General features: G+C 65.0%; 23 protein-coding genes. 5 read left to right on the top strand and 18 right to left on the bottom strand.

Features of this window, described 5'->3' with window-relative positions; translation table 11 throughout:
* Nucleotides 1–80 precede the first annotated feature (80 nt).
* Entirely contained in the window at nt 81–479 is a 399-nt protein-coding gene (locus JOE66_RS14290; protein WP_205110492.1) for a DoxX family protein, read from the top strand.
* Here the strand turns inward: JOE66_RS14290 and JOE66_RS14295 are convergent.
* The 8 genes from JOE66_RS14295 to JOE66_RS14330 form a co-directional block, all read right to left on the bottom strand.
* Nucleotides 476–883: a hypothetical protein gene (locus tag JOE66_RS14295; RefSeq protein WP_205110493.1), complete on the bottom strand. Its 408-nt coding sequence runs from the start codon at nt 881–883 to the stop codon at nt 476–478. The two genes, JOE66_RS14290 and JOE66_RS14295, sit on opposite strands and share 4 nt — an antisense overlap.
* A 5-nt stretch (nt 884–888) precedes the next feature.
* Entirely contained in the window at nt 889–1,485 is a 597-nt protein-coding gene (locus tag JOE66_RS14300; RefSeq protein ID WP_205110495.1) for a hypothetical protein, read from the bottom strand.
* 207 nt (nt 1,486–1,692) lie between these two features.
* Nucleotides 1,693–2,718 carry a ketol-acid reductoisomerase gene (gene ilvC / locus JOE66_RS14305; RefSeq protein WP_205110497.1) on the bottom strand — a complete coding sequence of 342 codons (1,026 nt, stop codon included), beginning with the start codon at nt 2,716–2,718 and terminating at the stop codon, nt 1,693–1,695.
* Between the two features lie 140 nt (nt 2,719–2,858).
* Nucleotides 2,859–3,365, bottom strand: coding sequence for an acetolactate synthase small subunit (gene ilvN, locus JOE66_RS14310; RefSeq protein ID WP_205110499.1), 507 nt, complete (start codon nt 3,363–3,365; stop codon nt 2,859–2,861).
* 5 nt (nt 3,366–3,370) lie between these two features.
* Complete coding sequence (locus JOE66_RS14315) at nt 3,371–5,290, bottom strand: acetolactate synthase large subunit (RefSeq protein ID WP_205110502.1); 1,920 nt, start codon at nt 5,288–5,290, stop codon at nt 3,371–3,373.
* Between the two features lie 76 nt (nt 5,291–5,366).
* Complete coding sequence (gene ilvD / locus JOE66_RS14320) at nt 5,367–7,061, bottom strand: dihydroxy-acid dehydratase (RefSeq protein ID WP_205110504.1); 1,695 nt, start codon at nt 7,059–7,061, stop codon at nt 5,367–5,369.
* 40 nt (nt 7,062–7,101) lie between these two features.
* A complete protein-coding gene (otsB, locus tag JOE66_RS14325) occupies nt 7,102–7,887 on the bottom strand; it encodes a trehalose-phosphatase (protein ID WP_205110506.1) in 786 nt (261 codons plus the stop codon).
* On the bottom strand, nt 7,884–9,497 hold the full coding sequence (locus tag JOE66_RS14330) for an alpha,alpha-trehalose-phosphate synthase (UDP-forming) (protein WP_205112030.1): 1,614 nt from the start codon (nt 9,495–9,497) through the stop codon (nt 7,884–7,886). Before JOE66_RS14330 ends, otsB begins: the two co-directional genes overlap by 4 nt.
* 127 nt (nt 9,498–9,624) lie before the next feature.
* Between JOE66_RS14330 and JOE66_RS14335 the strand changes: the two genes are divergently transcribed.
* Together JOE66_RS14335 and JOE66_RS14340 are read left to right on the top strand one after the other, a co-directional pair.
* Complete coding sequence (locus JOE66_RS14335; RefSeq protein WP_205110508.1) at nt 9,625–10,641, top strand: sugar phosphate isomerase/epimerase family protein; 1,017 nt, start codon at nt 9,625–9,627, stop codon at nt 10,639–10,641.
* A gap of 95 nt (nt 10,642–10,736) precedes the next feature.
* On the top strand, nt 10,737–10,928 hold the full coding sequence (locus JOE66_RS14340; RefSeq protein ID WP_205110510.1) for a hypothetical protein: 192 nt from the start codon (nt 10,737–10,739) through the stop codon (nt 10,926–10,928).
* A gap of 60 nt (nt 10,929–10,988) precedes the next feature.
* Here the strand turns inward: JOE66_RS14340 and JOE66_RS14345 are convergent, their stop codons facing one another.
* The 5 genes from JOE66_RS14345 to JOE66_RS14365 all read right to left on the bottom strand — a co-directional run bounded on the left by JOE66_RS14345 (nt 10,989) and on the right by JOE66_RS14365 (nt 16,229).
* Nucleotides 10,989–11,792, bottom strand: coding sequence for a FadR/GntR family transcriptional regulator (locus JOE66_RS14345; protein ID WP_307827221.1), 804 nt, complete (start codon nt 11,790–11,792; stop codon nt 10,989–10,991).
* Nucleotides 11,793–11,801: 9 nt separating this feature from the next.
* Entirely contained in the window at nt 11,802–12,593 is a 792-nt protein-coding gene (locus JOE66_RS14350) for a 3-oxoacyl-ACP reductase (RefSeq protein WP_205110512.1), read from the bottom strand.
* Nucleotides 12,594–12,704: 111 nt separating this feature from the next.
* Nucleotides 12,705–14,069 carry an aldehyde dehydrogenase family protein gene (locus tag JOE66_RS14355; protein ID WP_205110514.1) on the bottom strand — a complete coding sequence of 455 codons (1,365 nt, stop codon included), beginning with the start codon at nt 14,067–14,069 and terminating at the stop codon, nt 12,705–12,707.
* Nucleotides 14,066–14,830, bottom strand: a complete 765-nt coding sequence (locus tag JOE66_RS14360; RefSeq protein WP_205110516.1) for a gamma-glutamyl-gamma-aminobutyrate hydrolase family protein — start codon at nt 14,828–14,830, stop codon at nt 14,066–14,068. The genes JOE66_RS14355 and JOE66_RS14360 overlap by 4 nt, the downstream gene beginning before the upstream one ends.
* A 31-nt stretch (nt 14,831–14,861) precedes the next feature.
* Nucleotides 14,862–16,229: a glutamine synthetase family protein gene (locus tag JOE66_RS14365; RefSeq protein ID WP_205110518.1), complete on the bottom strand. Its 1,368-nt coding sequence runs from the start codon at nt 16,227–16,229 to the stop codon at nt 14,862–14,864.
* Nucleotides 16,230–16,341: 112 nt separating this feature from the next.
* Here JOE66_RS14365 and JOE66_RS14370 point away from each other — a divergent pair, with 112 nt between their 5' ends.
* Nucleotides 16,342–17,931 carry an amino acid permease gene (locus tag JOE66_RS14370; RefSeq protein ID WP_205110520.1) on the top strand — a complete coding sequence of 530 codons (1,590 nt, stop codon included), beginning with the start codon at nt 16,342–16,344 and terminating at the stop codon, nt 17,929–17,931.
* A gap of 99 nt (nt 17,932–18,030) precedes the next feature.
* Nucleotides 18,031–18,696 carry a hypothetical protein gene (locus JOE66_RS14375; RefSeq protein ID WP_205110522.1) on the top strand — a complete coding sequence of 222 codons (666 nt, stop codon included), beginning with the start codon at nt 18,031–18,033 and terminating at the stop codon, nt 18,694–18,696.
* Between the two features lie 28 nt (nt 18,697–18,724).
* On the opposite strand, the gene JOE66_RS14380 is transcribed toward JOE66_RS14375, so the two are convergent.
* Genes JOE66_RS14380 through JOE66_RS14400 form a run of 5 tightly spaced genes read right to left on the bottom strand, consistent with a single transcriptional unit; the run spans nt 18,725 to nt 25,929 of the window.
* Nucleotides 18,725–20,098 carry a glucose-6-phosphate dehydrogenase gene (locus JOE66_RS14380; protein WP_205110524.1) on the bottom strand — a complete coding sequence of 458 codons (1,374 nt, stop codon included), beginning with the start codon at nt 20,096–20,098 and terminating at the stop codon, nt 18,725–18,727.
* Nucleotides 20,099–20,133: 35 nt separating this feature from the next.
* The gene (locus tag JOE66_RS14385) at nt 20,134–21,591 is read right to left on the bottom strand and encodes a GH1 family beta-glucosidase (protein WP_205110527.1); all 1,458 of its coding nucleotides are present in this window, start codon (nt 21,589–21,591) and stop codon (nt 20,134–20,136) included.
* Complete coding sequence (gene yicI, locus JOE66_RS14390) at nt 21,588–23,930, bottom strand: alpha-xylosidase (RefSeq protein ID WP_205110530.1); 2,343 nt, start codon at nt 23,928–23,930, stop codon at nt 21,588–21,590. Before yicI ends, JOE66_RS14385 begins: the two co-directional genes overlap by 4 nt.
* Nucleotides 23,931–23,962: 32 nt before the next feature.
* Nucleotides 23,963–24,952, bottom strand: coding sequence for a carbohydrate ABC transporter permease (locus JOE66_RS14395; protein WP_205110532.1), 990 nt, complete (start codon nt 24,950–24,952; stop codon nt 23,963–23,965).
* Nucleotides 24,952–25,929, bottom strand: a complete 978-nt coding sequence (locus JOE66_RS14400) for a carbohydrate ABC transporter permease (protein ID WP_205110534.1) — start codon at nt 25,927–25,929, stop codon at nt 24,952–24,954. The genes JOE66_RS14395 and JOE66_RS14400 overlap by 1 nt, the downstream gene beginning before the upstream one ends.
* Between the last annotated feature and the right edge of the window lie 45 nt (nt 25,930–25,974).

Raw genomic sequence — 25,974 nt, forward strand, 5'->3', positions numbered from 1 at the left:
CAACTTTAGTGCCTGCCGCCCCGGCGGGTCGCACTGTGACAGAACGCTCGGCCGGGTGGGGTACACCGCAGAATGGGAGTATGAACCCAGAAACCGTGACGGCCGTGCAACTCGGCGCGGCCATCGTGCTCGGCATCGCTTTTGTCGGAATGGGCATCAATCACTTCCTGCCGGCGGGGCGCCGGACGATGGCCGCGATGATCCCGCCCTCAATGAGGCGGGCCGGGATGCTCAGCCCATCGAACCTCGTTCTCTTCACCGGATTCTGCGAGATCGCCGGCGGAGTCGGGTTGTTCATCCCGGCGACGCGACCCATCGCGGCAGTCGCTCTCGCAGTGTTCCTCGTGGCTGTGTTTCCGGCGAACGCCTATGCGGCTGCCCGCAAGGACCGCTTCGGCGCCCTGGCCATCCCGCTGGTGCCGCGTGCGATCGCGCAGGTCGTGCTCATTGCCGTGCTGCTCTTCGTGGCCTTCGCTTAGGCAGGAATCACGAACGGAACGATGCCGCGGTAGAGGCTCTGCAGGTCGAGGGTGATGACGGCAACGACGGCGAAGCCGACGAGGAACACGAGCGCGGCCCGGCCGGCACCGACCCGGCGAGTGCCCCAGAGCACGAGCCCGTAGACGATGAACGGTGCGGCAATCAGCCCGACCAGCGCCCAGAGGGCGCTTGTGGGCATCGCGACGTCGACCGACGCGAACGACTGGGTGAGGCCGATGAGGTTCGAGAGGGCCTCGAAAGCAGCGATGGCGAACAGGAAGGCGAAGACGATCGCGACGATCCACCCGCCGCGGCCGCGCACGCGTTTCGCGGGTGCGCTTGGATCGCTCCGGGCGGTCGTGGCAGCTGCCGCACCAGAGTCACGGTTCTCAGAATTGGTCATCGCTTCTACCTTCCGGTGATGAACGGCCAGGGGATGAGCACAAGAACCCCGATGATCAGCCACAGCAGTCTCACCGCAACTCTCCGCCGCGCCCCGAGGAGCAGCGTCGCCAGGAACCAGAGGGAGGGAGCGGCGATGGCCAGCACACCCTGCATATCCTGCACGATCTCGGCGAGGCCGGTCGGCGCCAGCCAGGTACGCGTGAAGACGACGAGCCAGCCCACGGTGTAGAGCAGGTAGACACCGCCGATCACCCCGAAGGCGATGAGTGCGGGCGAGCTCAGCTGGGCGCCGGCTTTCTCAGCGGCAGCCAGTTCGTCGTCTGCAGCGGCGTCTTCTGCCGCTTCGGCCTGCTTTACACGGGCGTCTGCCACTGCGGCCTCGTTGGCGGCGGTGAGCGCCGCCGCTGCCTTCGCGGCGTCAGCTGAGGGCGGGGTGACGAGCGGTGCAGGCTCTGCAGCCGGAACCGTGTCGGGTGCCGCAACGACGGCAGGAGCATCCGGAGCCGTGGGGGCCTTCGCGGCCGCGCGGGAGTCGAATGCGTAGCTCGGGTCATTCTCGTCACCCCAGCTGAGGGCGTCGTCATCAGTGTCGCGGGGCATGACTTCAGCGTACCCCGAGCCGTAACGACAAAAACCGACGAACCTCAGCCCCTCCCTCGCACAGAGCGAGGAGGTCGGGCTGAGGTTCGTCGGTTTTTCGCGTCGCCGGTTGAATAGCTCCGGGAGGAGCGTACCGAAACCCCGCCAGCAATCGGGGGGCTTCGATACAGCCCTGACGGGCCTACTCAACCAGCGTTCAGGCAGGGTCTAGCGCGCAGCGCTACCTTCGGTGTAGTCAGCGTCGGTCTGCTTCCAGGCGAAGAGGGCGCGCAGCTCGCGGCCGGTCTCCTCGATCGGGTGCTGGGCACCCTTCTCACGCAGGGCGAGGAACTCGGGGGCTCCGGCATCCTGATCGGCGATGAACCGCTCAGCGAAGGCACCGGACTGGATGTCGGCCAGAACGGCCTTCATGTTCTCCTTGACGTCGGGTGTGATGACGCGCGGGCCCGAGACATAGTCGCCGTATTCGGCGGTGTCGGAGACACTCCAGCGCTGCTTGGCGATGCCACCCTCCCACATGAGGTCAACGATGAGCTTCAGCTCGTGGAGAACCTCGAAGTAGGCGATCTGCGGCTGGTAGCCGGCCTCGGTGAGAACCTCGAAACCGTACTGCACGAGCTGCGAGGTGCCACCGCAGAGAACGGCCTGCTCGCCAAACAGGTCGGTCTCGGTCTCTTCGGTGAACGTGGTCTTGATTCCGCCGGCGCGGAGGCCGCCGATGGCGCGGGCGTACGACCAGGCGAGCGCCCAGGCCGAACCCGAGGCGTCTTCTTCGACAGCGACGATGACGGGAACGCCACGGCCGGCTTCGAACTCGCGGCGCACGGTGTGGCCCGGGCCCTTGGGTGCGACGAGAACAACATCGGTGCCCTCTGGCGCCTGGATGTAGCCGAAGCGGATGTTGAAGCCGTGGCCGAAGACGAGCGTCGAACCGGGCTTGAGGTTCGGGGCGATGTCGTCCTTGTAGATGCCGCGCTGGTGCTGGTCGGGTGCGAGGATGACGATCACGTCGGCCCAGGCGGTTGCCTCGGCGACGGAGAGAACCGTGAAGCCGGCCTCTTCTGCCTTCTGGATCGACTTCGAGCCAGCCTTGAGGGCAACGACGACCTCGACACCGGAGTCACGCAGGTTCAGTGCGTGAGCGTGTCCCTGGGACCCGTAACCGACGACGGCTACCTTCTTCGACTGGATGATCGACAGATCGGCATCTGCGTCATAAAAGATTTCAGTCACTGTGTTTCCTTCTCCTTGTTTGGGCTGGTGCAGTATTCGCTGGTTGAGTAGCGGCGGAGCCGCGTATCTCAACCAGGTATGCGGGGGTGCTGGTCTCGATACGCTCCTGCGGAGCTACTCAACCGGCTGGGGGGTGTGAATCAGTTCTTGTAGACGCGTTCGGTGATCGACTTGCTGCCGCGCCCGATGGCCAGGAGGCCCGATTGCGCCAGCTCCTTGATTCCGTAGGGCTCGACCACGCGCAGGAACGCGTTCGTCTTACCCGTGTCGCCGGTCACCTCGATGACGAGCGCATCGCTCGACACGTCGACGACCCTGGCACGAAACAGGTTGACGGCTTCGAGCACGTGCGACCGTGTCGAGTTGTCGACTTTGACCTTCACCAGCAGGTGCTCACGCTGCACCGACTGGCTCTGGTCGAGTTCGACGATCTTGATCACGTTGACGAGCTTGTTGAGCTGCTTCGTGACCTGCTCGAGCGGGGCGTCTTCGACGTCGACCACCACGGTGATGCGCGAGAGGCCCTCGATCTCACTCGCACCGACGGCGAGCGACTCGATGTTGAAGCCGCGACGGGCGAACAGGCCGGCGACGCGGGTCAGCAGACCCGGTTTGTCTTCGACAAGCAGGGAGAGTACGTGGCTCATGGTCTTTACTCCTCTTCCCACTCTGGGGCGTGCTCGCGCGCGTACTGAACTGATGAATTGCTGAGTCCCTGGGGAACCATCGGCCAGACCATCGAGTCACGGCTCACCACGAAGTCGATGACGACAGGGCGATCGTTGGTCTCGATCGCCAGCTTGATCGCTGCGTCGACGTCTTCCTTCTTGGTGACCCGGATGCCCAGCGCGCCATACGCGTCAGCCATCTTCACGAAGTCGGGGATCATGATCGTTCCGTCGCCGGTGTTGAGGTCGGTGAAGCTGTGGCGACCGTCGTAGAAGAGCGTCTGCCACTGCCGCACCATGCCGAGCGAGGAGTTGTTGATGATCGCGACCTTGATCGGGATCTTGTTGATGGTGCAGGTGGCCAGCTCCTGGTTGGTCATCTGGAAGCATCCATCGCCGTCGATCGCCCAGACCGTGCGGTCGGGGTTCGCGACCTTCGCGCCCATGGCTGCAGGAACGCCGTAGCCCATGGTGCCCGCGCCTCCCGAGTTCAACCAGGCGTTGGGTCGCTCGTACTTAATGAACTGGGCGGCCCACATCTGGTGCTGGCCGACACCCGAGGCGTAGACGCCCTCGGGGCCGGTGATCTGGCCGATGCGCTCGATGACATACTGCGGTGAAAGCAGACCGTCTTCAGGCTCGTCGTAGCCCAGCGGGTACTGGCGCTTCAGTTCACGAAGGCGATCCCACCAGTCGGAGATGTCAGGCACCGCGTCGATCGCCGGCGACGCCAGCGTGTCATCGTCAGGGCCGGCGACCTCCGCGGCGGCGGCCGCTGCGCTGGCAGCACCGGCCGCGGCCTCAGCCGCCGCAACGGTGAAGGCGGCGATCAGGTCGATGATGACGTCTTTGGCGTCACCCACGATCGGAACATCGGCCGTACGGATCTTCGAGATCTCGGCCGGGTCGATGTCGACGTGCACGACCTTCGCATCAGGAGCGAACTCGCTGACCTTGCCCGTGACCCGGTCGTCGAAACGCGCGCCGAGAGAGATGAGCAGGTCGCTCTCCTGCAGCGCGAGCACAGCGGGAACCGTGCCGTGCATGCCCGGCATGCCGAGGGCCTGCGGGTGCGAATCGGGGAATGCGCCGCGGGCCATCAGCGTCGTGACGACAGGCACACCGGTGAGCTCGGCAAGAGCCAGCAGTTCGGCCGATGCCGCCGCGCGGATGACACCGCCACCCACGTAGAACACTGGCCGCCTGGCTTCGACCAGCAGCTGTGCCGCGGCCTGGATCTGCTTTCCGTGCGCCTTGACGACGGGACGATACCCCGGCAGCTCGACCTTGGCCGGCCAGACGAAGGGCGCCTTGTTCTGCTGGGCATCCTTGGTGATGTCGACGAGAACGGGCCCCGGTCGGCCGGTCGACGCGATGAGATACGCCGCAGCGAGCGTTGCGGGGATGTCTTCGGGCTTGGTGACCAGGAACGAGTGCTTCGTGATGGGCATCGTGATGCCGACGATGTCGACCTCCTGGAAACCGTCCGTTCCCATCAGGTGCGAGAAGATCTGTCCGGTGATGCACAGGAGCGGCACCGAGTCCATGTAGGCATCGGCGATCGCGGTGACGAGGTTCGTCGCTCCCGGGCCCGAGGTCGCGATGGCGACCCCCACCTTGCCCGTCGATGACGCGTACCCCTCGGCAGCGTGCCCGGCACCCTGCTCGTGGCGCACGAGGATGTGCCTGATCGTCGACGAGGCCATCAGCTCGTCGTAGAACGGGATGATCGCACCGCCCGGGAGGCCGAAGACGTCGGTGACGCCGAGGATCTCGAGCGAGCGCAGGATCGCGCCCGACCCGGTGAGTACTTCTGGCTCCAGCTTCGGAGCAGCCGGCCTGGCCGTCGGTCGGGCACCGGGATGCGCGGAATTCGACGGCACGGGGAGTGATTCCGTGGACATAGTGAGGGGTCCTATTACTTGCAAGCGAAGTGTTGCCCGGTGCACACGCACCGACGCAACCTGGTGAGGGGCTTCGTTACCCGGTGATCGCGCCTTCTGCTGCAGAATGCACGAGTTTCGAGTACTTGGCCAGAACGCCACGGGTATAGCGCGGAGGAAGCGGAGCCCAGCCGTCTCGGCGGGCTGCAAGCTCTGAGGGCTCAACCAGTAGGTCAAGCGAGCGAGCTGCGATATCGACCCGTATTAGATCACCATCGCGCACGAAGGCAATCGGACCTGCATCGACTGCTTCGGGTGCTATGTGGCCGATACACAGTCCGGTTGTGCCGCCTGAGAATCTGCCGTCTGTCAAGAGTAGTACATCTTTGCCGAGCCCTGCACCCTTGATGGCGGCGGTGATCGCGAGCATCTCGCGCATGCCGGGGCCGCCCTTCGGGCCTTCGTACCGGATGATCACCACATCACCGTGCTTGATCTCGCCGTTCGTCAGGGCATCCATGGCGGCGCGTTCCCGCTCGAACACCTTTGCGGGGCCCTCGAAGACGGATGCGTCGAACCCGGCCGTCTTGACCACGCCGCCCTCGGGCGCCAGCGACCCCTTGAGCACGGTGAGCCCCCCCGTCGCGTGGATCGGGTTGTCGAGCATGCGCAACACCTTGCCGTCGAGCGGGGGGATGTCGATCTCGGCGAGGTTCTCGGCCAGGGTCTTGCCCGTGACGGTGAGTGCGTCGCCGTGCAGCAGCCCAGCATCCAGCAGGGCCTTCATGAGAACCGGCAGTCCGCCACGGCGGTCGAGGTCGTTCATGACGTACTGGCCGAACGGCTTCATGTCGGCGAGGTGCGGGATGGTGTCGCCGATGCGGTTGAAGTCATCGATGGTGAGGTCGACCTCTGCCTCGTAGGCGATCGCGAGCAGGTGGAGGATGACGTTGGTCGAGCCCCCGAGCGCCATGGCGACGGCGATGGCGTTCTCGAAGGCGTGTTTGGTGAGAATGTCACGGGTCGTGATGCCGAGGCGCAGCATGTTGACGACGGCCTCACCGGAGCGGTGGGCGTAGTAGTCGCGGCGGCGGTCGGCACTGGCGGGCGAGGCCGAGCCGGGAAGGCTCATGCCGAGTGCTTCTGCGACGCTCGCCATCGTGTTGGCCGTGTACATTCCGCCACAGGCGCCCTCGCCCGGGGCGAAGGCGCACTCGATGCGCTTGGCGTCGGCCTCGCTCATGGTGCCGGCCTTGACGCCGCCGACCGCCTCGAACGAGTCGATGATCGTGATGTCCTTCTCGGTGCCGTCGCTGAGCTTCACCCAGCCCGGAGCGATCGAGCCCGCGTAGAGGAACACGCTCGCGAGGTCGAGCCGGGCCGCTGCCATGAGCATTCCGGGTAGCGACTTGTCACAGCCCGCCAGAAGAATGGAGCCATCGAGGCGCTCGGCCTGCATGACGGTCTCGACGCTGTCGGCGATGACCTCGCGTGAGACGAGCGAGAAGTGCATGCCCTCGTGGCCCATCGAGATGCCGTCAGAGACCGAGATCGTGCCGAACTGCAGCGGGTAGCCGCCGCCGGAGTGCACACCCTCTTTCGAGGCCTGCGCCAGACGGTCGAGGGAGAGATTGCACGGGGTGATCTCGTTCCACGAGCTCGCGATGCCGATCTGCGGCTTGTCCCAGTCGGCGTCACCCATGCCCACGGCACGGAGCATTCCGCGTGAGGTGGTGGCTTCGATTCCATCGGTGACGACGCGACTGCGCGGCTTCATGTCTATTTCGGGCATGTTACGAGTCTAGAACGCGCGAGGGCAGCATCATGTCTGCTCAGGAGGGCAGAATCGCCTGTTCCTCCCGAAGCGACGCGAGGTCGGCGAGCACCCCGGCCACCTCGCCGGGATTCGCCACGCTGAATCCTGCAGCGGTGGCTCCCAGACCGCACTTCAGGCCGAGGTCCGCGGGCCCGAGCACCCGGAAGGCGTCTTCGTCTGTCACGTCATCGCCTGCATAGAAGACCGCCGTTGCGCCGGTGAACTCTGCGAGGTGCCGGAGCGCGTCGCCCTTGGTGGCACTACGCAGCGAGAACTCGATCACATTCTTGCCCTCGCGAACCGTGAGGCCGTCGATGTGGGCCGTCTCTGCGAGCGCCGCCTCGTGCGTGGCACGGCTGTCTTCGTCTGACGCCAGCCGGGTGTGCAACGCGAAACCGGCGGGCTTGATCTCGACCCAGACCTGGTCGAAGCGGGCCGCAACGGCTTCGAGTACGTCGCCGAGCCTGCCGACCTGCTTGCGTTCGTCCTCGCTCTGGTCGAGGGTGACGTCCGGTGAATCCAGTCGGAACTCGACTCCGTGCGAACCGACGAGCAGCACAGAGTCGGGTGCCTCGGCGACGTGCTGAAGGCTGGCCATGGCCCGGCCTGACACGAGCGCGACGCGCGTGTCAGGCCGGGCGACCAGGCGCAGGATGGCCGCGCGGGCCTCTGGCAGTGCGCGGGCGTTCTCGGGGTCATCCACTTCGGGTGCCAGCGTGCCGTCGAAGTCCAGGGCGACCAGCAGTCGCGGAGTCGCCGCGAGTTCAGTCAGTCTCTGGGCAAGGGCCGCCGATACCGTCACTGGTCAGCGCCCTGCAGGTCAGAGGTGCGACTCGAATCGACCTCGCCGCCCTCGCCGCCAACCCGTCGGGCATGCTCGTCGTTCTCGGCGTCGGCCGCCTCTGCCGCCGCGTCGGCGGCACTCTGGGCGAGTGTCTGCGCGGCCAGGGCATCGAGGAACGACTTCGACCAGCGGGCGACATCGAATTCGATCACACGTCGGCGCATACTGCGCATTCGGCGCGAGCGCTCATGGCGGGGCATCGCGATCGCCTTCAGGATCGCTTCCTTCAGGCCCTCGATGTCATGCGGGTTGACCAGTAGTGCGGCCTTCAGCTCGTCAGCGGCACCGGCGAACTCGCTCAGCACCAGCACGCCGTCATTGTCGAACCGGCTCGCGACGTATTCCTTGGCAACGAGGTTCATGCCGTCGCGGAGCGCGGTGACGAGCATGACGTCGGCAGCCAGGTAGAGGGCCACCATCTCTTCACGGGGAAAACCCTGGTGCAGGTAGCTGATCGCCGCGTGGCTGATGGTCGAGAAGTCACCGTTGATGCGGCCCACGGTGAGTTCGATCTCGTCGCGGAGCATCATGTAGGTCTTGACCCGTTCGCGACTCGGGCTGGCCACCTGGATCAGGCTGGTGTCTTCGGCGCTGAGATTGCCGTCTTCGAGAAGCTCGCCATAGGCTTTGAGCCGGTGGCCGATGCCCTTCGTGTAGTCGAGGCGGTCGACGCCCAGCAGCACGACGTCGGGGTCGCCCAGGTCGTGCCTGATCTCCCGGGCCCTCGCCTGGATCTCCGGGCTCCGCGCCAGATCTTCGAAGCTCGCCGCGTCGATCGAGATCGGAAACGCGCGTGCGACGACGGTGCGAACCCGGATGCCCCGGCGCGACACTTTCGCCCTGGCCGGGTTGCCCTGCACCTCTGCTTCGTCGTCGATCGGCACGTCGATGTTGGTGCCTTTGCTGGTATGACCCAGCAGACGTCGCACGGCACGCGAGAAGTTGCCCGCGTCAGCCACGCGCTGGAACCCGATCACGTCGGCGCCGAGCAGGCCCTCGATGATCTGCGTGCGCCACGGGAGCTGGGAGAAGATTCCATATGCCGGAAATGGAATGTGATTGAAGAAGCCGATCACCAGGTCGGGCCGCAGCTGGCGCAGCATCTTCGGTACAAGCTGCAGCTGGTAGTCCTGCACCCAGACAGTGGCCCCGTGGGAGGCGACGGCCGCGGCAGCATCGGCGAAGCGCTGGTTGACCGCCAGGTACGATTCCCACCAGTCGCGGTGATACGTGGGGGGCGCGATCACGTCGTGATAGAGCGGCCACAGAGTGTCGTTGGAGAACCCCTCGTAATAGAGCTCGACGTCGTCGTGGCTGAGGGCGACCGGAACGATCGAGATGCCATCGTGTTCGAAGGGCTCCGAGTCGTCGTCGGGAACTCCCGTCCACCCCACCCAGGCACCTTCGCTGGCCTTCATGACCGGCTCCAGTGCGGTCACCAATCCCCCGGGCGACGCACGCCACGAACTCGTGCCATCGTCGGCGACCACCTTGTCGACGGGCAGCCTGTTGGAGACGACGACGAAGTCAAAGTGGTCGACTGTCTGCTGGGGGGCGGCTGAAGTGATGAGGAGCGTCCTTTGGGGTTCGAAAGTTGTCCCTCCACGGTATCAGGCACCCAACAGACGGTGTCAGGGCAGTGAATATTCCAACATCCCTGTCTTCTGCCAGCCCCTGAGGTTTAGGCTTCACACGATGATTCGTGTAGGGATGAGTACGTCGTGCGTCTACCCACTGGGGGTCGAAGAGGGTTTTCGGCACGCCAGTCTTGCGGGGTTTGACGGGGTCGAAGTGATGGTCACCCGGGATGAGGTGACACAGTCACCCGACACGCTTCTCGCGCTCTCGGAGAAGTACGGCATGCCGATTCTCTCGATCCATGCGCCTGTGCTGCTGCTGACCCACTTCGTGTGGGGCAGGGACCCGCAGATCAAACTCGAGAAGTCGGCCGAGCTGGCCAAGTCGGTCGGCGCCACAGCGGTGGTCGTGCATCCACCGTTCCGCTGGCAGGCCGGGTACGCCGAGAACTTCCTGCGCATCGTGCGTGAGACGACCGAGACCTTCGGCGTCGAGATCGCCGTCGAGAACATGTTCCCGTGGAAGGTCAAGAACACCAGCGTGAAGGCCTACTCGCCCGGTTGGGACCCTGTTGTCATGGACTGCGACGCGGTCACCCTCGACTTCTCGCACGCAGCGCTCTCTGGTCGGGATTCGCTCGAGATGGCTGAGGCGCTTGGTTCCAGGTTGCGGCATGTGCACCTCTGCGACGGCTCTGCCTCGCTCGACGAGGGTCGCATCTTCGACGAACACCTGCTGCCGGGCTACGGCAGCCAGCCCGTGCGCGAAGTGCTCCAGTTCCTCCACAGCAGCGGCTGGTCGGGCAACATCGTCGCCGAGGTCAATACCCGAAAGGCGAAGACCGAGGATGATCGGCTCGAGCTCCTGCGCGAGACCGCCGCGTTCGGTCGCGGTGAAGAGTGGCCGAACGCCGATGCGGCCGACGGAACGAAGCACACGCAGAAGAAGCGGAGCCAGAAGAAGGCGGCCCGTGCAGCCTCGAAGCTGCAGGTCGACTCGGGCGTCAAGAATCACGGCACGAAGGCCGAAGGCGATGACACGAGCGCCAGGTCTGAGGAGAAACGGGAGAAACGGCGCGCCAAAGCGGTGAAGAAGGCGCACAAGCAGGCACGCCGGGCCGGCCAGTCTGCCTGAAGGCTGCCCGAAGCGAAACCCCCGCCTGCAGGATCAGCGGTCATCGCGCTGATTGGATAACGTTGTTCTTCGACGGTCACAACGAAAGGCTCGCCATGCGTAAGTTCATTTTCAACACCAGCATCATCGGTGCCGTTGCGAGCGGTTTTGCGGTCATCCAGACTTCCCGCAAGGGCCCGCGCGACTGGCGCCTCGTTCTCATGTGGATCAGCTGGGGGCTCACGGTCGCGCTCGCGGTCGGCAGCGTCCTGCAAGACGACAGAGATGCCCTCGAGCTGAACAGCTGAGCACCCACAGCTTCCCGGCTGAGGTGTGATGGCGAACGTACTGTCCGTCCGGACCACACGCTAAGCGAGGAACGCGCGCAACAGGGACGCGGTTCCTTCGAGGTGCTCTCTCATCTCTCGTGCGGCTGATTCAGCATCCGCCGTCAGAATCGCAATGGCGATGCGCTCATGCTGCTCGTTCGAATGACGGATGTTGCGCTCGAATAGCGGAATCTGGTTGAGCAGCGTGTTGACCTGCGTGCGGCTGTCGGCCAGCAATGTGACCAACGAGGGCGAGCCCACCAGCTCCCCGACCGTGAGGTGGAAACGGGAGTCGAGACGCCGGTAGTCTGCAGGGTCAGCAGTCGTGACGGCTTGGAGCTGCGCCCAGAGTTCGACTCGTTCGGGAGCCGAAAGAGTCATTGCGGCAGCAGCCCGTACGGCACCGACCTCGAGGATCTCTCGCAGAACCAGCACGTCGTTGATCTCCGCTGCCGTCGGGGGTCTGCGGGTGAGCTCACTGTCGATCGGCCCGCTCGGCACGACCTCGCGCACGAACGTTCCGCCATAGCGACCTCTTTTCGAGACGAGGTACCCGGCCGTGCTGAGGGACCGGATCGCGTCGCGGACAGTGTCGCGGCTCACGTCGAGCAGTGCGGCCAGCTCGCGCTCCGGCGGCAGCTGGCCACCCGGAGCGATCACTCCCAGCCGGATCGTCTGGAGCAGCCGCGAAACCGTCTCCTCGAAGGCATTGCCCGGGCGCACCGGGCGCAGCATTGCGAACTCGACGAGATCGACCGGGACGACTGACGACTCAGGCACTCCGAGGTCTTCGGATTCAGCAGAGCTCGGCAGGGCATCCGGCCCATCGTTTGGCTCTGACACGGTCTGGCCCTAGATCGGTGTGACATACGCAGCGCTGATACCGCCGTCGACCATGAACGTCGAGGCGGTGATGAACGAGGCGTCGTCGCTGGCGAGGAACGCGACCGCTGCCGCGAGTTCGTCTGGTTCGGCGAACCGCCCGGTCGGAACGTGCACCAGTCGCCGGGCCGCGCGCTCCGGGTCCTTCGCGAAGAGCTCCTGCAACAGCGGCGTGTTCACCGGCCCCGGGCACAGGGCATTGACGCGGATCCCTTGACGGGCGAATTGCACACCGAGCTCGCGGGTCATGGCGAGCACGCCACCCTTCGATGCCGTGTAGGAGATCTGCGAGGTCGCCGACCCGAGCACGGCCACGAATGACGCGGTGTTGATGATCGAGCCGCTCTGTTGGGCGACCATGTGGCGAAGTGCCGCTCGCGAGCACAGGTACACCGATTTGAGGTTCACGTCTTGCACCTTCTCCCACGCCGGAAGTTCCGTGGTCTCGATCGAATCGTCGTCGGGCGGCGAGATCCCGGCGTTGTTGAAGGCGATGTCGACGGAACCGTAGGTCTGGTTGGTGGTGTCGAAGAGGTGGTTGACCTCCGCTTCGTCGGTGACATCGACCCGCAGGAACAGTCCACCGACTTCCGCAGCAGCCGCCGGGCCTGCGACCTCATCGCGGTCGGCGATTACCACGGTGGCTCCTTCAGCTGCGAACCGGCGTGCGGTCGCAAGGCCGATTCCGCTTGCACCGCCGGTGATGACGGCGATCTTGCCGGCGAGTCGCTGGGTGAGATCGATGGGTGTGATCCGGGTCATGGATTCTCCTTGAGGAGTTGAGGGGCGAAAGAGGAAAACAGGCACTGGATCAGGGTCGGAGGCGGGTTTCGATACGCTCCTGGGGAGCTACTCAACCAGCGGGGGCGGGTCTCAGAGGTCATCGACGGCCAGGAACACGTTCTTCGTCTCGGTGAAGGCGAGCGCGGCATCCGGCCCAAGCTCGCGGCCGAGGCCTGACTGTTTGAAGCCGCCGAACGGGGTGGAATACCGAACTGACGAATTCGAGTTGACCGAGAGATTGCCCGACTCCACAGCGCGGGAGACCCGGATGGCGCGGCTGACGTCACGCGTCCAGATCGAGCCACTCAGCCCATACTCGCTCGCGTTGGCGAGTTCGATCGCGTCGGCCTCGTCGTCGAAGGGGAGAACTGAGACCACGGGGCCGAAGATCTCCTCCGTCGCCGCCCGAGAGTTGCGTTCGGGGGTGAGCACGGTGGGCGCGAACCAGAACCCCGCGCCTGCCGGGGCCGACCCGCGAAACGCCAGTGTGGAATCGTCGGGCAGGTAGCTCTCGACCTTCGCCAGATGCTCCGCAGAGACCAAGGGCCCCATATCGGTGCTCTCAGACGTCGGGTCGCCGACTGCGACGGCCGCGACGGCCGGTTCGAGCAACTCGAGGAAGCGGTCATAGACACCACGCTCGACAAGGATCCGGCTTCGGGCGCAGCAGTCCTGGCCCGAGTTCTCGAACACGGCACCCGGGGCCGAAGCTGCGGCTCTTTCGAGGTCGGAGTCGGCGAAGACGATGTTCGCGCTCTTACCCCCGAGTTCGAGGGTGACACGCTTGACCTGCTCCGAGCATCCGGCCATGATGCGCTTGCCGACAGCAGTCGAGCCCGTGAACATCACCTTGCGGACCGCTTCGTGGGTGACGAACCGGTTGCCGACGACAGTACCTCTGCCCGGGAGCACCTGGAACAGGCCTTCTGGCAGCCCTGACTGCACACCGAGCTCTGCCAGGCGCATCGAGGTGAGCGGGGTCCATTCGGCCGGCTTCAGAACCACGGCGTTGCCTGCCGCGAGGGCGGGAGCGAACCCCCACGACGCGATCGTCATCGGGTAGTTCCACGGGGTGATGACGCCGACGACGCCAAGAGGCTCTGCGAAGGTGATGTCGATGCCGCCGGCCACCGGAATCTGTGAGCCGAAGAGCCGTTCGGGCGCGCCCGCGTAGTAGTTCAGCACGTCGCGCACGTGTCCCGCCTCCCACCGCGAGAGAGCGATCGGATGCCCGGAGTTGCGTGTCTCAAGCTGAGCCAGGTTCTCGGCGTCGGCGTCGACGGTGGCCGCAAAAGCCCGGAGAGCGGCCGCCCGCTCGACCGGCGCGAGCCTCGCCCATCGGCGCTGGGCATGCCGCGCGCGGTCGATGGCTTCATCCACCTGCTCGATCTCGAGCTGCTCAACCGACTGCACCACAGTCTCGTCGGCGGGGTTGAGAAGGGTGAAAGCGGTCATGGGGCTTCCTGGGTCGAGATAGCGTCGCGGTAGTCACGCGCTGCGTCGACGAGCCCGGCGAAGAGCCGCAGATCATCGGGCGACTCTTCGGGGTGCCATTGCACAGCGACGGCGAACGATGAGCCCTCGAGCTCGACGGCCTCGACGACGCCGTCATCGGTTGCCGCCGTGACTCGCAGGCCATCACCCACCCTGTCGATCGACTGGTGGTGATAGACCGGCACCTCGAGCGACGCGGCATCGGGCAGCATACTGGCGAGTTTCGAGGTGGGATCGATGTCGACGGGCACGGTGGTGAATTTGCCTCCACCCAGTTGATACCTCGAGCTGCCGACCAGGTCGGGCAGGTGCTGGTTGAGCGTGCCGCCGAGGGCGACGTTCAGCACCTGCGCCCCGCGACAGATGCCGAGAAAGGGCAACTCGCGTTCGAGAGCGCCCAGGACGAGGGCCTGCTCCCAGGCATCGCGGTCACGACGGGGTGAATCGGTCGATGGATGCGCCTGCTGCCCATACAGCGCTGGGTCGATATCTTTTCCTCCAGTGATGATGAGCCCGTCGAGCGTGTCGAGCACCCGGCCGGCGATCGTCGCAGAGGCCGGTTGCGGCGGCAGTAGCACGGCGATGCCGCCAGCCCGGTTCACTGCGTCGAAGTAGACCTTGGGCAGGAAGGCCGCCTGTACGTCCCACACCCCGGTCCGTGCCTGCTCGAGGTACGTGGTGAGGCCGATGATGGGCGCGCTGACCCGGCTGCGATCACCCACTTCGCCGCCGAAACTGTTCTCAAGGGTGGAACTAGAGTCTTTCAAAACCGCGCACTCTCTCCCAGTCGGTCACCGCGGCGTCGTAGGCGGCGATCTCCACGCGGGCATTGTTCACGTAGTGGTCGACGACCTCGTCACCGAACGCAGCGCGAGCGATCGCCGATTCGGCGAAGAGCGCCACCGCCTCACGAAGCGTCGTCGGTACCCGCGGAGCCTGGCCGGTATACGCATTCCCAGAGGTGAGTGGCTCGAGTTCGAGCTCGTTCTCCATCCCGTAAAGCCCGCCTGCGATGAGGGCAGCGACGGCGAGATACTGGTTGACGTCTCCCCCCGGCACACGGTTCTCAACGCGCATACCGAGCCCGTGACCCACGACCCGGAGCGAGCATGTGCGGTTGTCGAGCCCCCACGCCACCGCCGTGGGGGCGAAGCTGCCGTCGACGTACCGCTTGTACGAGTTGATGTTGGGCGCGAAGAGCAGTGTGAGCTCGCGCATCGTCTTCAGCTGGCCGGCCAGAAAGTGTTCGAAGAGCTTCGACATACCATTGGGGCGTTCCTTGTCGGCGAACACCGCCAACCCGTCCGAGCCCCGCAGGCTGATGTGGATGTGGCACGAATTGCCCTCGCGCTCATTGAACTTCGCCATGAATGTGAGCGATTTTCCGTGCTTGTCGGCGATCTCTTTCGCACCGTTCTTGTAGATCGAGTGGTTGTCACACGTGACGAGCGCGTCGGCGTACCGGAAAGCGATCTCCTGCTGGCCGAGGTTGCACTCGCCCTTCACACCCTCGCAGTACATGCCTGCGCCATCCATCGACACCCGGATGTCACGCAGAAGGGGTTCCATGCGAGTACTCGCCAGCAGCGCATAGTCGATGTTGTAGTCGCTGGCCGGCGTGAGGCCGACGTAGCCCTTCGCCCACGCGTCACGATAGCTGTCGTCGAACACGATGAACTCGAGTTCGGTGCCGACGAACGCACCCAATCCCCGTTCGGCGAGGCGCGCCAGCTGGTCCTTCAGAATCTGGCGAGGCGACTGGATGACCGGGGTCTCATCGAGCCAGTGCAGATCGGCCGTCACCAGAGCCGTGCCCGCCAGCCACGGCGCGAGTCGAAGTGTCGAGAAATCCGGAATCATCGCCATGTCACCGTAGCCGCGCTCCCAACTGGAGATGGCGTAGCCGTCGACGGTATTCATCTCCACGTCGACGGCGAGCAGGTAGTTGCAGCACTCTGCGCCGTGCGAGGCCACGTCTTCGACGAAGAGCCTGGCAGACACCCGCTTGCCGACCAGACGGCCCTGCATGTCGGTGAACGCGACGATCACCGTGTCGATCTCTTTCGCGGCCACCAGATCGGAGAGCGACTCCATCGTGAGATTTCCTGCACCCGATGACATTGTGCTCCTGTCGCCGCGCACGGACTGTGCGCAGATTTGCCGAGCTCGAGTTAACGAGCAATTTACATCCAAAGGTAGACTCAGCATACCTATAGACCGCTACTGTATGGCCATGACTGATTCAAGCAGCGTTTCGGGTGTCACGTACACACAGGCGAGCGCAGGGTATTTCGAAAAGCGAAGCCTGAAGCGAACCGCCGGGTTCTGGGGCATCTGGGGAATGGGCATCGCCGCCGTCATCTCCGGCGACTTCTCGGGATGGAACGTCGGCCTCAGCACCACAGGATGGGGCGGCCTGCTGATCGCCACGATCATCATCATCATCATGTACTTCACCATGATCTTCTCGATCGGCGAGATGTCGGCGGCAATGCCGCACACAGGGGGCGCCTACTCCTTCTCGCGCGCAGCGATGGGCCCGTGGGGAGGTTTTGTCACCGGAATCGCCGAAACGATCGAATACGTTGTGACGACCGCGGTCGTCGTACTGTTCTCGGCCTCATACCTCAACTCGATCGTCTCCGAGCTACTCGGTTTCGACCTGGCAGGAGACGGTTTCGCCTGGGTGTGGTGGATCGTTTTGTACGCCGTTTTCATCGGGCTGAATTCCCTCGGCGCAGCCGTCGGATTCCGCTTCGCGCTCATCGTTGCGATCATCTCGATGGGCGTCATCCTGCTGTTCGCAGTGCTGGCGTTCGCAAATAATGCTGTCGACTTCTCGCGGCTCCTCGACATCGCGCCCGCCGACGGCAACTCGACTTTCCTGCCGTTCGGTGCCGTCGGAATTCTGTTCTCGCTGCCGTTCGCTATCTGGTTCTTCCTGGGAATCGAAGAACTTCCGCTGGCGGCGGAGGAGGCTCACAACCCAACGAAGGACATACCGAAAGCGGGCGTCTGGGGCATCATCAGCCTCGCATTCTTTGGCCTGCTGATTCTCTTTCTGAACCCCGCGGTCACGGGTTCACAGGCACTGACCGTCTCGCCAGGAGACGGTGACGAGCCGCTGCTCGCCGGCTTCCGCGCATTCCTTCCCGACAACGTTGCGGCGTTGCTCGCACTCTTCGCGCTGATCGGTCTACTGGCGTCTCTCCAGGGCATCATGTTCGCCTATGGCCGAAACATGTACTCGCTCTCACGGGCCGGCTACTACCCGAAATTCCTCTCGCTCACCGGCAAGAAGCACCAGACGCCGTGGGTGTCACTACTCGTCGGCGGGGTGATCGGGTTCGTCATCCTGATCGTGGTGGCCAAGATAATCCCCGAGGTGAACCCCGATGCGGCTGGCGCTGCGACCGGTGTCATTCTGTTCATCGCGGTCTTCGGAGCGGTGATCTCGTATGTGATGCAGATGGTCAGCTTCGTCGTGCTGCGTCGCAAGTTCCCGAACGCGAAGCGGCCGTACACGAGCCCCACCGGTGTCGCGGGGGCCGTTGTCGCGGGTCTGATCGCTGTCGCAGCGCTCATAGGAATCCTGGCGAATGCGACCTTCCAGCTCGCCGTGATCACGTTCATCGTGATTTTCGTGATCGGTCTCATCATCTTCGCGCTCGTCGGCCGCCACCGCCTCGTTCTGTCGCCCGAAGAGGAGTACGCCCTGAGCGGCGGGCTCCACGGCGACCCCGAAATCGACGGGTACGGCGGCGCCATCGAGGCGGAGATCATCGCCGAGGACCTCGACTCCAGCGGGCATCCACGCGCGTGAGCGCAGCGTTCGGTCGGGTAACGCTGCGGCGTGTCACCGAGGTTCCGGGCGGAGTCGGCGCAAACTGATACAAATGTAACGCTGTGAGAGGTGCTCATCATGTTCAGTTGGCGTCGTAAAGCCAAAGCCGAGCGCGAGAACGTGATCAGCTCCGAGCGTCTCCACGACCTGGTGAACCAGGCGCTGCTCAGCAACTTCGGGCCCCTCGGGTCGTACGCCATCGCGCGCCGGTCCGCCAGTGACTGCGATGACATCTTCCACACCATGCTCGCCTCCTCTGTCGCCCGCAACATCGTGTCGAGCCTGATCGAGCACAAGGTCGTCATCGTGGCAGACGCAGCACTCCCCGCGGCCGCCGACGTGGCGCAGCCGACCGCACCGAAGCCGAGTGCGCCGAAACCCGCTCCGCCGCGCCCGTCGTCATATGCACCGTTTTCGCTCGCGCCGATCGACGTCGTACCAGTGCCGCCAGACCTCGCTGCGGCCGTCTCTGAGCTCTCGCTGGGCCGCGATGTGCACGTCAGGCACGTGGCGATCACCCTCGCCACTGTGACGATCCCCGGCGAGCCCGGGCACGACGAGTCCGCGTCGCGAGCCGACGAGATGATCGCCGGGGCCGCGCGCGTCGAATCCGGCTTCGAGGCCGAACTGCCCGGCCGGACTCACGCCGACCTTGTTCTGGCTGGTCTGGCGCACGCGGAATCGGCCTACTCAGAAGACGAAGCGGTCTCCGACGGCGCTCCCGACCTCAGCATCGCGAACTGAACCATCAGCCCAGCTGGGCAGCGACGGTTCAGATGCGCGGCCAGAGAGTCGGGCCCGCGCTGCCAGCGGGATAATCGTCGATCGGCACCTCGTGCTCATGCCAGGCCTTCACCACCGGGCCGACGATTCGCCAGCCCTCCACCGCGGAGTCGCCGCGCACCGACAGTGACGAGTCGCCGTCGAGGATGCCCGCCAACACTTCGCGGTAGGCCAGCAGTTGCCCGTCACCGAAGTGGGCGTCGAGGCTGATGCGCTCGAGTTCGTAGGGGTCACCAGGTCCGTTGATGTTGATCTCGAGCGACATCTCGTCGGGGGCGAGGAAGACCCGCAGCACGGTGGGGTCGTTGTGACCCTTGAGCCCGACCGGCAGCTGCCTCGCCGGGCGGAAGGTGATGACGATCTCGCGCCGGCGTTCGGCGAGCGCCTTACCCGAGCGCAGCGTGAACGGCACCCCGGCCCACCGCCAGGTGTTGATCTCGAAGGTCACCTCGGCAAGCGTCTCGGTCTCGTGGGCCGGGTCGACACCCGGTTCGTCGACGTACGACGGCAGCTCGCGGCCCTGCACCTCGCCTGCCGTGTACCGGGCACGACGGCTCGCGGCGATCGGGTCGCCCTGCCACACCTGGGTGGCCCGCAGCACGAGTTGTTTGGCGTCGCGCAGATCACGCGAGCCGAGGGTCGACGGTGGTTCCATGGCGACGACCGCCATGACCTGCAGCAGGTGGCTCTGGATCATGTCGACCAGCGCACCCGCTTTGTCGTAGTAGCGCGCTCGACCTTCGAGAGCGAGCTGTTCGTCGTAGATGATCTCGATCTTCTCGACGTGCTCGGCATTCCAGACCGGTTCGAAGATACGGTTGGCGAAACGCAACCCGAGGAGGTTGAGTACGGTCGACCGGCCCAGAAAATGGTCGACCCGGTGGATCTGCTCCTCTGGTACCAGTTTCAGCAGCAGCTCGTTGAGGGCGACGGCGCTCTGCTCGTCGGTGCCGAAGGGCTTCTCGAGGGCAAGCGTCGTTCCGGCGGGCAGGGTCACTTTCTGCAGTGCCGCGCAGGCCAGAGCCGCGACAGCGGGAGGTAGTGCGAAGTAGATCGCCGGCACTCCTTCGCATGCGCCGATCAGTTTCGCGAGGTCGTCGGGCTTGGTGACGTCGACCTGGAAGTAGTGAGACCCCTCGAGGATGCCCGCGACGGTATCACCCGAAGCATTCACTTCAGCGAACGAGGTGGTCACGACCTCGTGCCACTTCGTGTCGTCCCACTCCTCGGCACCCGCGCCGATGAGCACCATCTTCCGCTCGGGATCGGCGGTCAGAAGCTGCGCCAGGCCTGGAAGAAGCAGCCGCGCCGACAGGTCTCCACTGGCACCGAGAATGATGAGGGTGCCGATCAATTGACTCATGTGATCACCCTACCGAGCCGCGCACCCGGAACGAGTCAGTCGGGCAGCCGGTTCGAGGCAGCCAGCTCGGCATACCAGAGCGCACTGTCTTTCCTGGTGCGCACCAGCGTGTCATAGTCCACCCGCACGATGCCGAAGCGCTTCGAGTAGCCGTAGCTCCACTCGAAGTTGTCCATCAGCGACCAGACGAAGTAGCCGCGGAGGTCGACCCCCTGCTGAACGGCGCGGTGGGCTGCCGTCAGGTGTCTCCTCAGGTAGTCGATGCGATCGACGTCGTGGATGGCGCCGTCTTCGACGACGTCGTCGAACGCCGCACCGTTCTCGGTGATCATCATCGGCTGGCCGGGGAACTGGCCATGCAGCGACACCAGCAGTTCTTCAAGCCCGGAAGGCTCGATGTTCCATCCCATCTCCGTGTACGGCCCGGGCTGTGCCAGGAACTCGACGCGCCCGGCCCCCGGCCACGGCGAGCCACCGACGTCTTTGTGACCGTCGGCGTTCTGCTTGGGGCCATCGCCGGGCCACACGCGCACGAGGTTCGTCGAGTAGTAGTTCACACCGAGAACGTCAAGCGGCTGGTTGATGATGTGCAGGTCGTTGCTGAAGACGAACGACCAATCGGTGATCTCTTTGGTGTCTTCGAACAGGTCGGCGGGGTACGCCCCGAGCAGCATCGGGCCGGTAAAGGCACGGTTGCCGAGGGCCTCGATCTGCCGCACGGCGTCGGCGTCTTCGTCTGAGCCTGTCGCCGGCCGCACGACGTGGAGGTTGAGGGTGACCGAGAACTGCGGGTTGTTGCTCGCCACTTCGCGGATGGCCATGATGGCCAGCCCGTGGGCCAGATTGAGGTGGTGCACGGCACGGAGCGCCGACTCGGGGTCGGTGACACCCGGAGCGTGCGCCCCGGAACCGTAGCCGAGGTACGCGGAGCACCACGGCTCGTTGAGCGTGGTCCAGGTGTGGATGCGGTCGCCGAAGGCCTCACCGACGATGCGTGCGTAGTCGCCGAAGGCCTCGGCCGTCGACCGCACACGCCAGCCGCCTTCATCTTCGAGAGCCTGCGGGAGGTCCCAGTGGTAGAGGGTCGCCACAGGTCTGATTCCGCGGGCGATCAGCCCGTCGATCAGCCGCGAGTAGAAGTCGAGCCCGGCCGGGTTCGCGGGGCCGCGACCCGTCGGCTGGATGCGTGGCCACGCGATCGAGAAGCGGTACGCCTGCAGGTTCAGGGATTTCATCAGGTCGAGGTCTTCTTCGAGCCGGTGGTAGTGATCGTCGGCCACATCGCCGGTGTTGCCGTTGACGACGAGCCCTGGCGTGTGGCTGAAGGTGTCCCAGATCGAGGGGCCACGCCCGTCTTCGTTCACTGCACCCTCGATCTGGTACGACGCCGTCGCCGAACCGAAGATGAACGATGCGGGGAACTCCAGCCCACCGTCACGGTAGTCTGCGTTGCCTGTTGCCGTAGTCCCTGTACCGGGCGTACCTGACGTCATAGCGAAAACACTGCCTCTCCGTTGACGGCCTCGATAACCTGACCGTGCTCTACGACTTTAATGCTCCACGGGCGATCTGACGAAGAGGTCACGCGAAGCTGTTCAGAACTTCGCTCGATCAGGAACTGTGCAGTTGTACCGTCGGGGTTCGTCACCACCAATTCACGAGTCGCCTGCTCCGCGCTCGAGGAGGGGTAGAGCTCGAGGGTGAGCCTGTCGAGGTAGTCGTAGTCGGGCCGATCGGTGCGGGCGCCCACCGGCAACACGGCACCATCACGCACATACAGCGGCAGGGTCAGGTACCCATGCTGCTCCGAACGCCAGACGGGCCCGGCCACGGTCTCTCCGGTGAAATAGTTCGTCCAGGTGCCCGCCGGCAGGTAGAACTCGACGGAACCGCCTGCCGTGAACACCGGGGCCACGAGTAGTTCCGCACCGAGAAGGTACTGCGCTTCGAGGTGGCCGGTGCCGGGGTCCGACGGGAACTCCAGCTGGGTGGGCCGAAGCACCGGGGTACCGACGGCTGTCGCCTCGAGGCCTGCGGCGTACAGGTAGGGCATGAGCGCGAGTTTCAGCTTCGTGAAGACGCGGGTGACGTCGACCGCCTCTTCGTCGAAGACCCACGGCACCCGATACGAATCCGAGCCGTGGAAGCGGCTGTGCGACGACAGCAGGCCGAACGCCGTCCAGCGCTTGAACACGCCGGCGTCTGGCGTACCCTCGAACCCCCCGATGTCGTGACTCCAGAACCCGAACCCGCTGAACGCCAGCGAGAGGCCGCCACGCAGGGTCTCGGCCATCGATTCGTAGCTCGAGGTCGAGTCGCCGCCCCAGTGCACGGGCATCTGCTGCCCGCCCGCGGTGGCCGAGCGAGCGAACAGTACCGCGTCACCTTCGCCCCGGGCATCCTGCAGCACCTCGAACACGGCCTGGTTGTAGAGGTGCGTGTAGTGGTTGTGCATGCGTTCGGGCGCTGACCCGTCGAAGTAGTCGACCTCGAGCGGAATGCGCTCACCGAAGTCGGTCTTGAACGCGTCGACGCCCTGGTCGAGCAGCACTCGCAGCTTCGACTGGTACCAGGCGGTCGCGTCGGGATTCGTGAAGTCGACAAGAGCCATGCCGGCCTGCCAGAGATCCCACTGCCAGACGCTGCCGTCGGGCCGCATCACGAAGTAGCCGAGCGCCTTGCCCTCGGCGAAGAGCTGCGAGCGCTGCGCGATGTAGGGGTTGATCCAGACGCAGACGTGCAGGTTCTTCTCGTGCAGGCGGGCCAGCATGCCCTCGGGGTCGGGGAAGACCCGCGTGTCCCATTCGAAATCGCTCCAGTTGAACTCGCGCATCCAGAAGCAGTCGAAGTGGAAGACGCTGAGCGGCAACTCGCGTTCGGCCATCGCGTCGATGAAACCGGTCACCGTCTCTTCGTCGTAGTTCGTCGTGAATGAGGTGGTCAACCACAAACCATACGACCAAGCCGGAACCTGAGCCGGGCGCCCCGTGAGCGCGGTGTAGCGCTCGAGAATCTCCTTCGGCGTGGCGCCGTAGATCACGAAGTACTCGAGGCTCTCCCCCGGCACCGAGAACTGCACACGCTCGACCGACTCGGAGCCGACCTCGTACGAGACGTGACCCTGATAGTTGACGAAGACACCATATCCACGGTTCGTCAGGTAGAACGGCACGTTCTTGTAGGCCTGCTCGCTCGACGTTCCGCCGTCGGCGTTCCAGATGTCGACGACCTGGCCATTCTTCACGACAGGCCCGAAGCGCTCGCCGAGCCCGTAGACGAGCTCCCCCACACCGAGTGAGAGCTGTTCGTGCACGTAGGTGGGCTGCGCCGAAACGGGTGACCGGATGCCCGTGGCCGCACCGATCCGGGCATATCCGACGAGCCCCGTGCTGACCTGGGCGTCGCCCGAAAGCTCCATGTACCCGACCGACTTGGCTCCGCTCGACGTGAGCACGCGGCCGTCGGCCGAGAATGTCAGGTCCCAGGGGGCGCCGCGGGTGACGGTCGCGGTGAGGGATCCCGAGGTGAGGGAGCCCCGATCATCCACCACCGTCACCTCGCCGTGGCCCGACTCAGCACCGACCAGCTCGAAACCCGGCTGGTCGAGCCCGCCCTGGAAGTGCTCGATTTTCACCCCGACGATGTCGGGCAGGGGCGAACTGAGGGTGACAGTGAGCAGCGGCCTGTTGAGCGTGTCGCCGCGGGTGGCGATCACCCTGGTGGGCGCTGAGACGACGAGCGAGTTCTCGCCGGCGACGATGTCGAAGGCCTCCTGCGCGTACAGGGGCGTGACCCCGGGCCTGGTCTGCCAGAAACCGTCGGTGAACTTCATGAGCGGGTGGATCCTTACGTTGGGGAGTCGAACTATTTGACGGCGCCGGCGGTGATGCCGCGGGTCAGTGTGCGCTGGAAGAGGAGGAAGAACACGAGCGTCGGAATCAGGCCGAGCAGGGCCGACGCGCTCGTCGTCGTGACATCCATCAGCCGGTCGCCCTGCAGCACGGCGATCGCGACCGGCACGGTCTGGTTCGCGTTGCTCACCAGGAACGTCAGCGGAATCAGGAACTCGTTCCAGGTCCAGATGAAGAAGAAGATCAGGATGACGGCGAGCGTTGGGCGGCTGATCGGCACGATCACGCGCCACAGGATGGTCCAGCGACTGGCCCCGTCGAGCGCGGCTGCCTCGAGGATCTCCTTCGGGAAGGTTCCGTAGACACTTGACAGCAGGTACGTGCCGAAGGCGCTCTGGATGACCGTGAAGATGATGATCACACTCCAGACGTTGTCGTACAGCCCGACCTGCTTGAACATGAAGTACAGCGGGTAGAGAAGCGCCTCCTGCGGCAGAACGTTCGCCAGCAGGAAGAGCACCACGATCCAGGTGCGGCCGCGAACCCGGCCGATGCCGATCGCGTAGGCGTTCAGCACCGAGACGATGACGGCGAAGATCGCCACGAGGCCCGAGATGAAGAAGCTGTTCCAGAGCTTCTCGGGGAAGTTCACCCGGTTCCAGAACTTGGCCAGGCCGTCGAAGTTCAGCGCTGTCGGCCACTGCAGCGGGCCACCCGAGGCGTAGTCGGCGGGCGACTTGAACGAGTTGATGAGGATCAGGTAGAACGGGATCGCGATGGCGATGCCGATCAGGATCGCCGCGGCGAGCAGTGCCCAGTCACCCGCGCTGCGCTTCGACTTCTTCTTACGCGGCACGTACTTCACATTCGAGGGCGAACCGGTCTTGCCGCCAGCGCCGCTGCCGCCATCGGCAACCCCAGCCTTCGCCGCAGCCGAACGCCTGCCGTCGTAGCCCCGACCGCTTCGGCCGTCTGACGCCTGGTCAGTGATGATGCTCGCCATCAGCGCCCACTCTCCGCTCGCTCTGCCCGGTTCTGGGCCTTGATGAAGAACACGGCCACCACGATGGTGACAATGGTGAGCGCCGTCGCGATGGTCGCGCCGTAGCCGACCTGCTGGCTCTGGAAGAACTCGCTGTACGAGTAGTAGCTCGGCACGATCGTCGAGGTACCGGGGCCACCGCGCGTCAGCGTGTAGATCGGCCCGAACACCTTGAGTGCGGCGATCGTGCTGGTCAGGGTCACCACGAAGATCTCGGGCCGGATGATCGTGACGGTGATCGAGCGGAACCGCTGGAGCCAGTTCGCCCCGTCGAGCTCCGCAGCCTCGTAGAGCTCAGGGTCGACCCGCTGCAGCGCGGCCATGAAGATCACGACCGGGTACCCCAGCTGCACCCACACCATCACGAACATGATGCTGAGCAGCGCGGTGTCGGGGCTGCCGAGCCAGTTGTGCTGCAGGTCACCGAGGCCGATTGCCGCGAGCACCTCGTTGAGGGCCCCGTTGTCGGGCCGGAGGATCCAGCCGATCACGACCGCCGCGATGGCGACGGGCAGAATCTGCGGCAGGTAGTAGGTCGCCCGCAGGAAGCTGGCCACCCGCCCGCCGAACTTCTTGCCGACCAGGTCGAACAGCATCGCTGCAAGCACCAGGCCGACGAGCGTCGGGATGATCACCATGGCCACGATCATGGCGATGCTGTTGCCGAAGCTCGTCCAGAACTTCGTGTCGCCCATCAGCTCGACCCAGTTGTCGAGCCCGATGAACTTCGGCGGCTTGATGCCGCGGTACGAGGTGAAGCTCAGGTAGATGTTCCACACCAGCGGCACGATCACGATGGCGGTGAGCAACACGAACCCCGGGATCAGGTAGAGCCAGAACCCACCGCCGCCCTTGCCGCTGTTCGGCAGCAGGGGTTCTTCCCGAACCCGCTCCTTCTTCGCTCGCGGCAGCTTGCCTGTCGCGGTGAGTGTCGCCATGGCTCTACCTTCTTTTCAAACGAATGGATGATCGGGGGTCTGGAG

It is taken from the genome of Subtercola frigoramans (assembly GCF_016907385.1).
Lineage (GTDB): Bacteria > Actinomycetota > Actinomycetes > Actinomycetales > Microbacteriaceae > Subtercola > Subtercola frigoramans.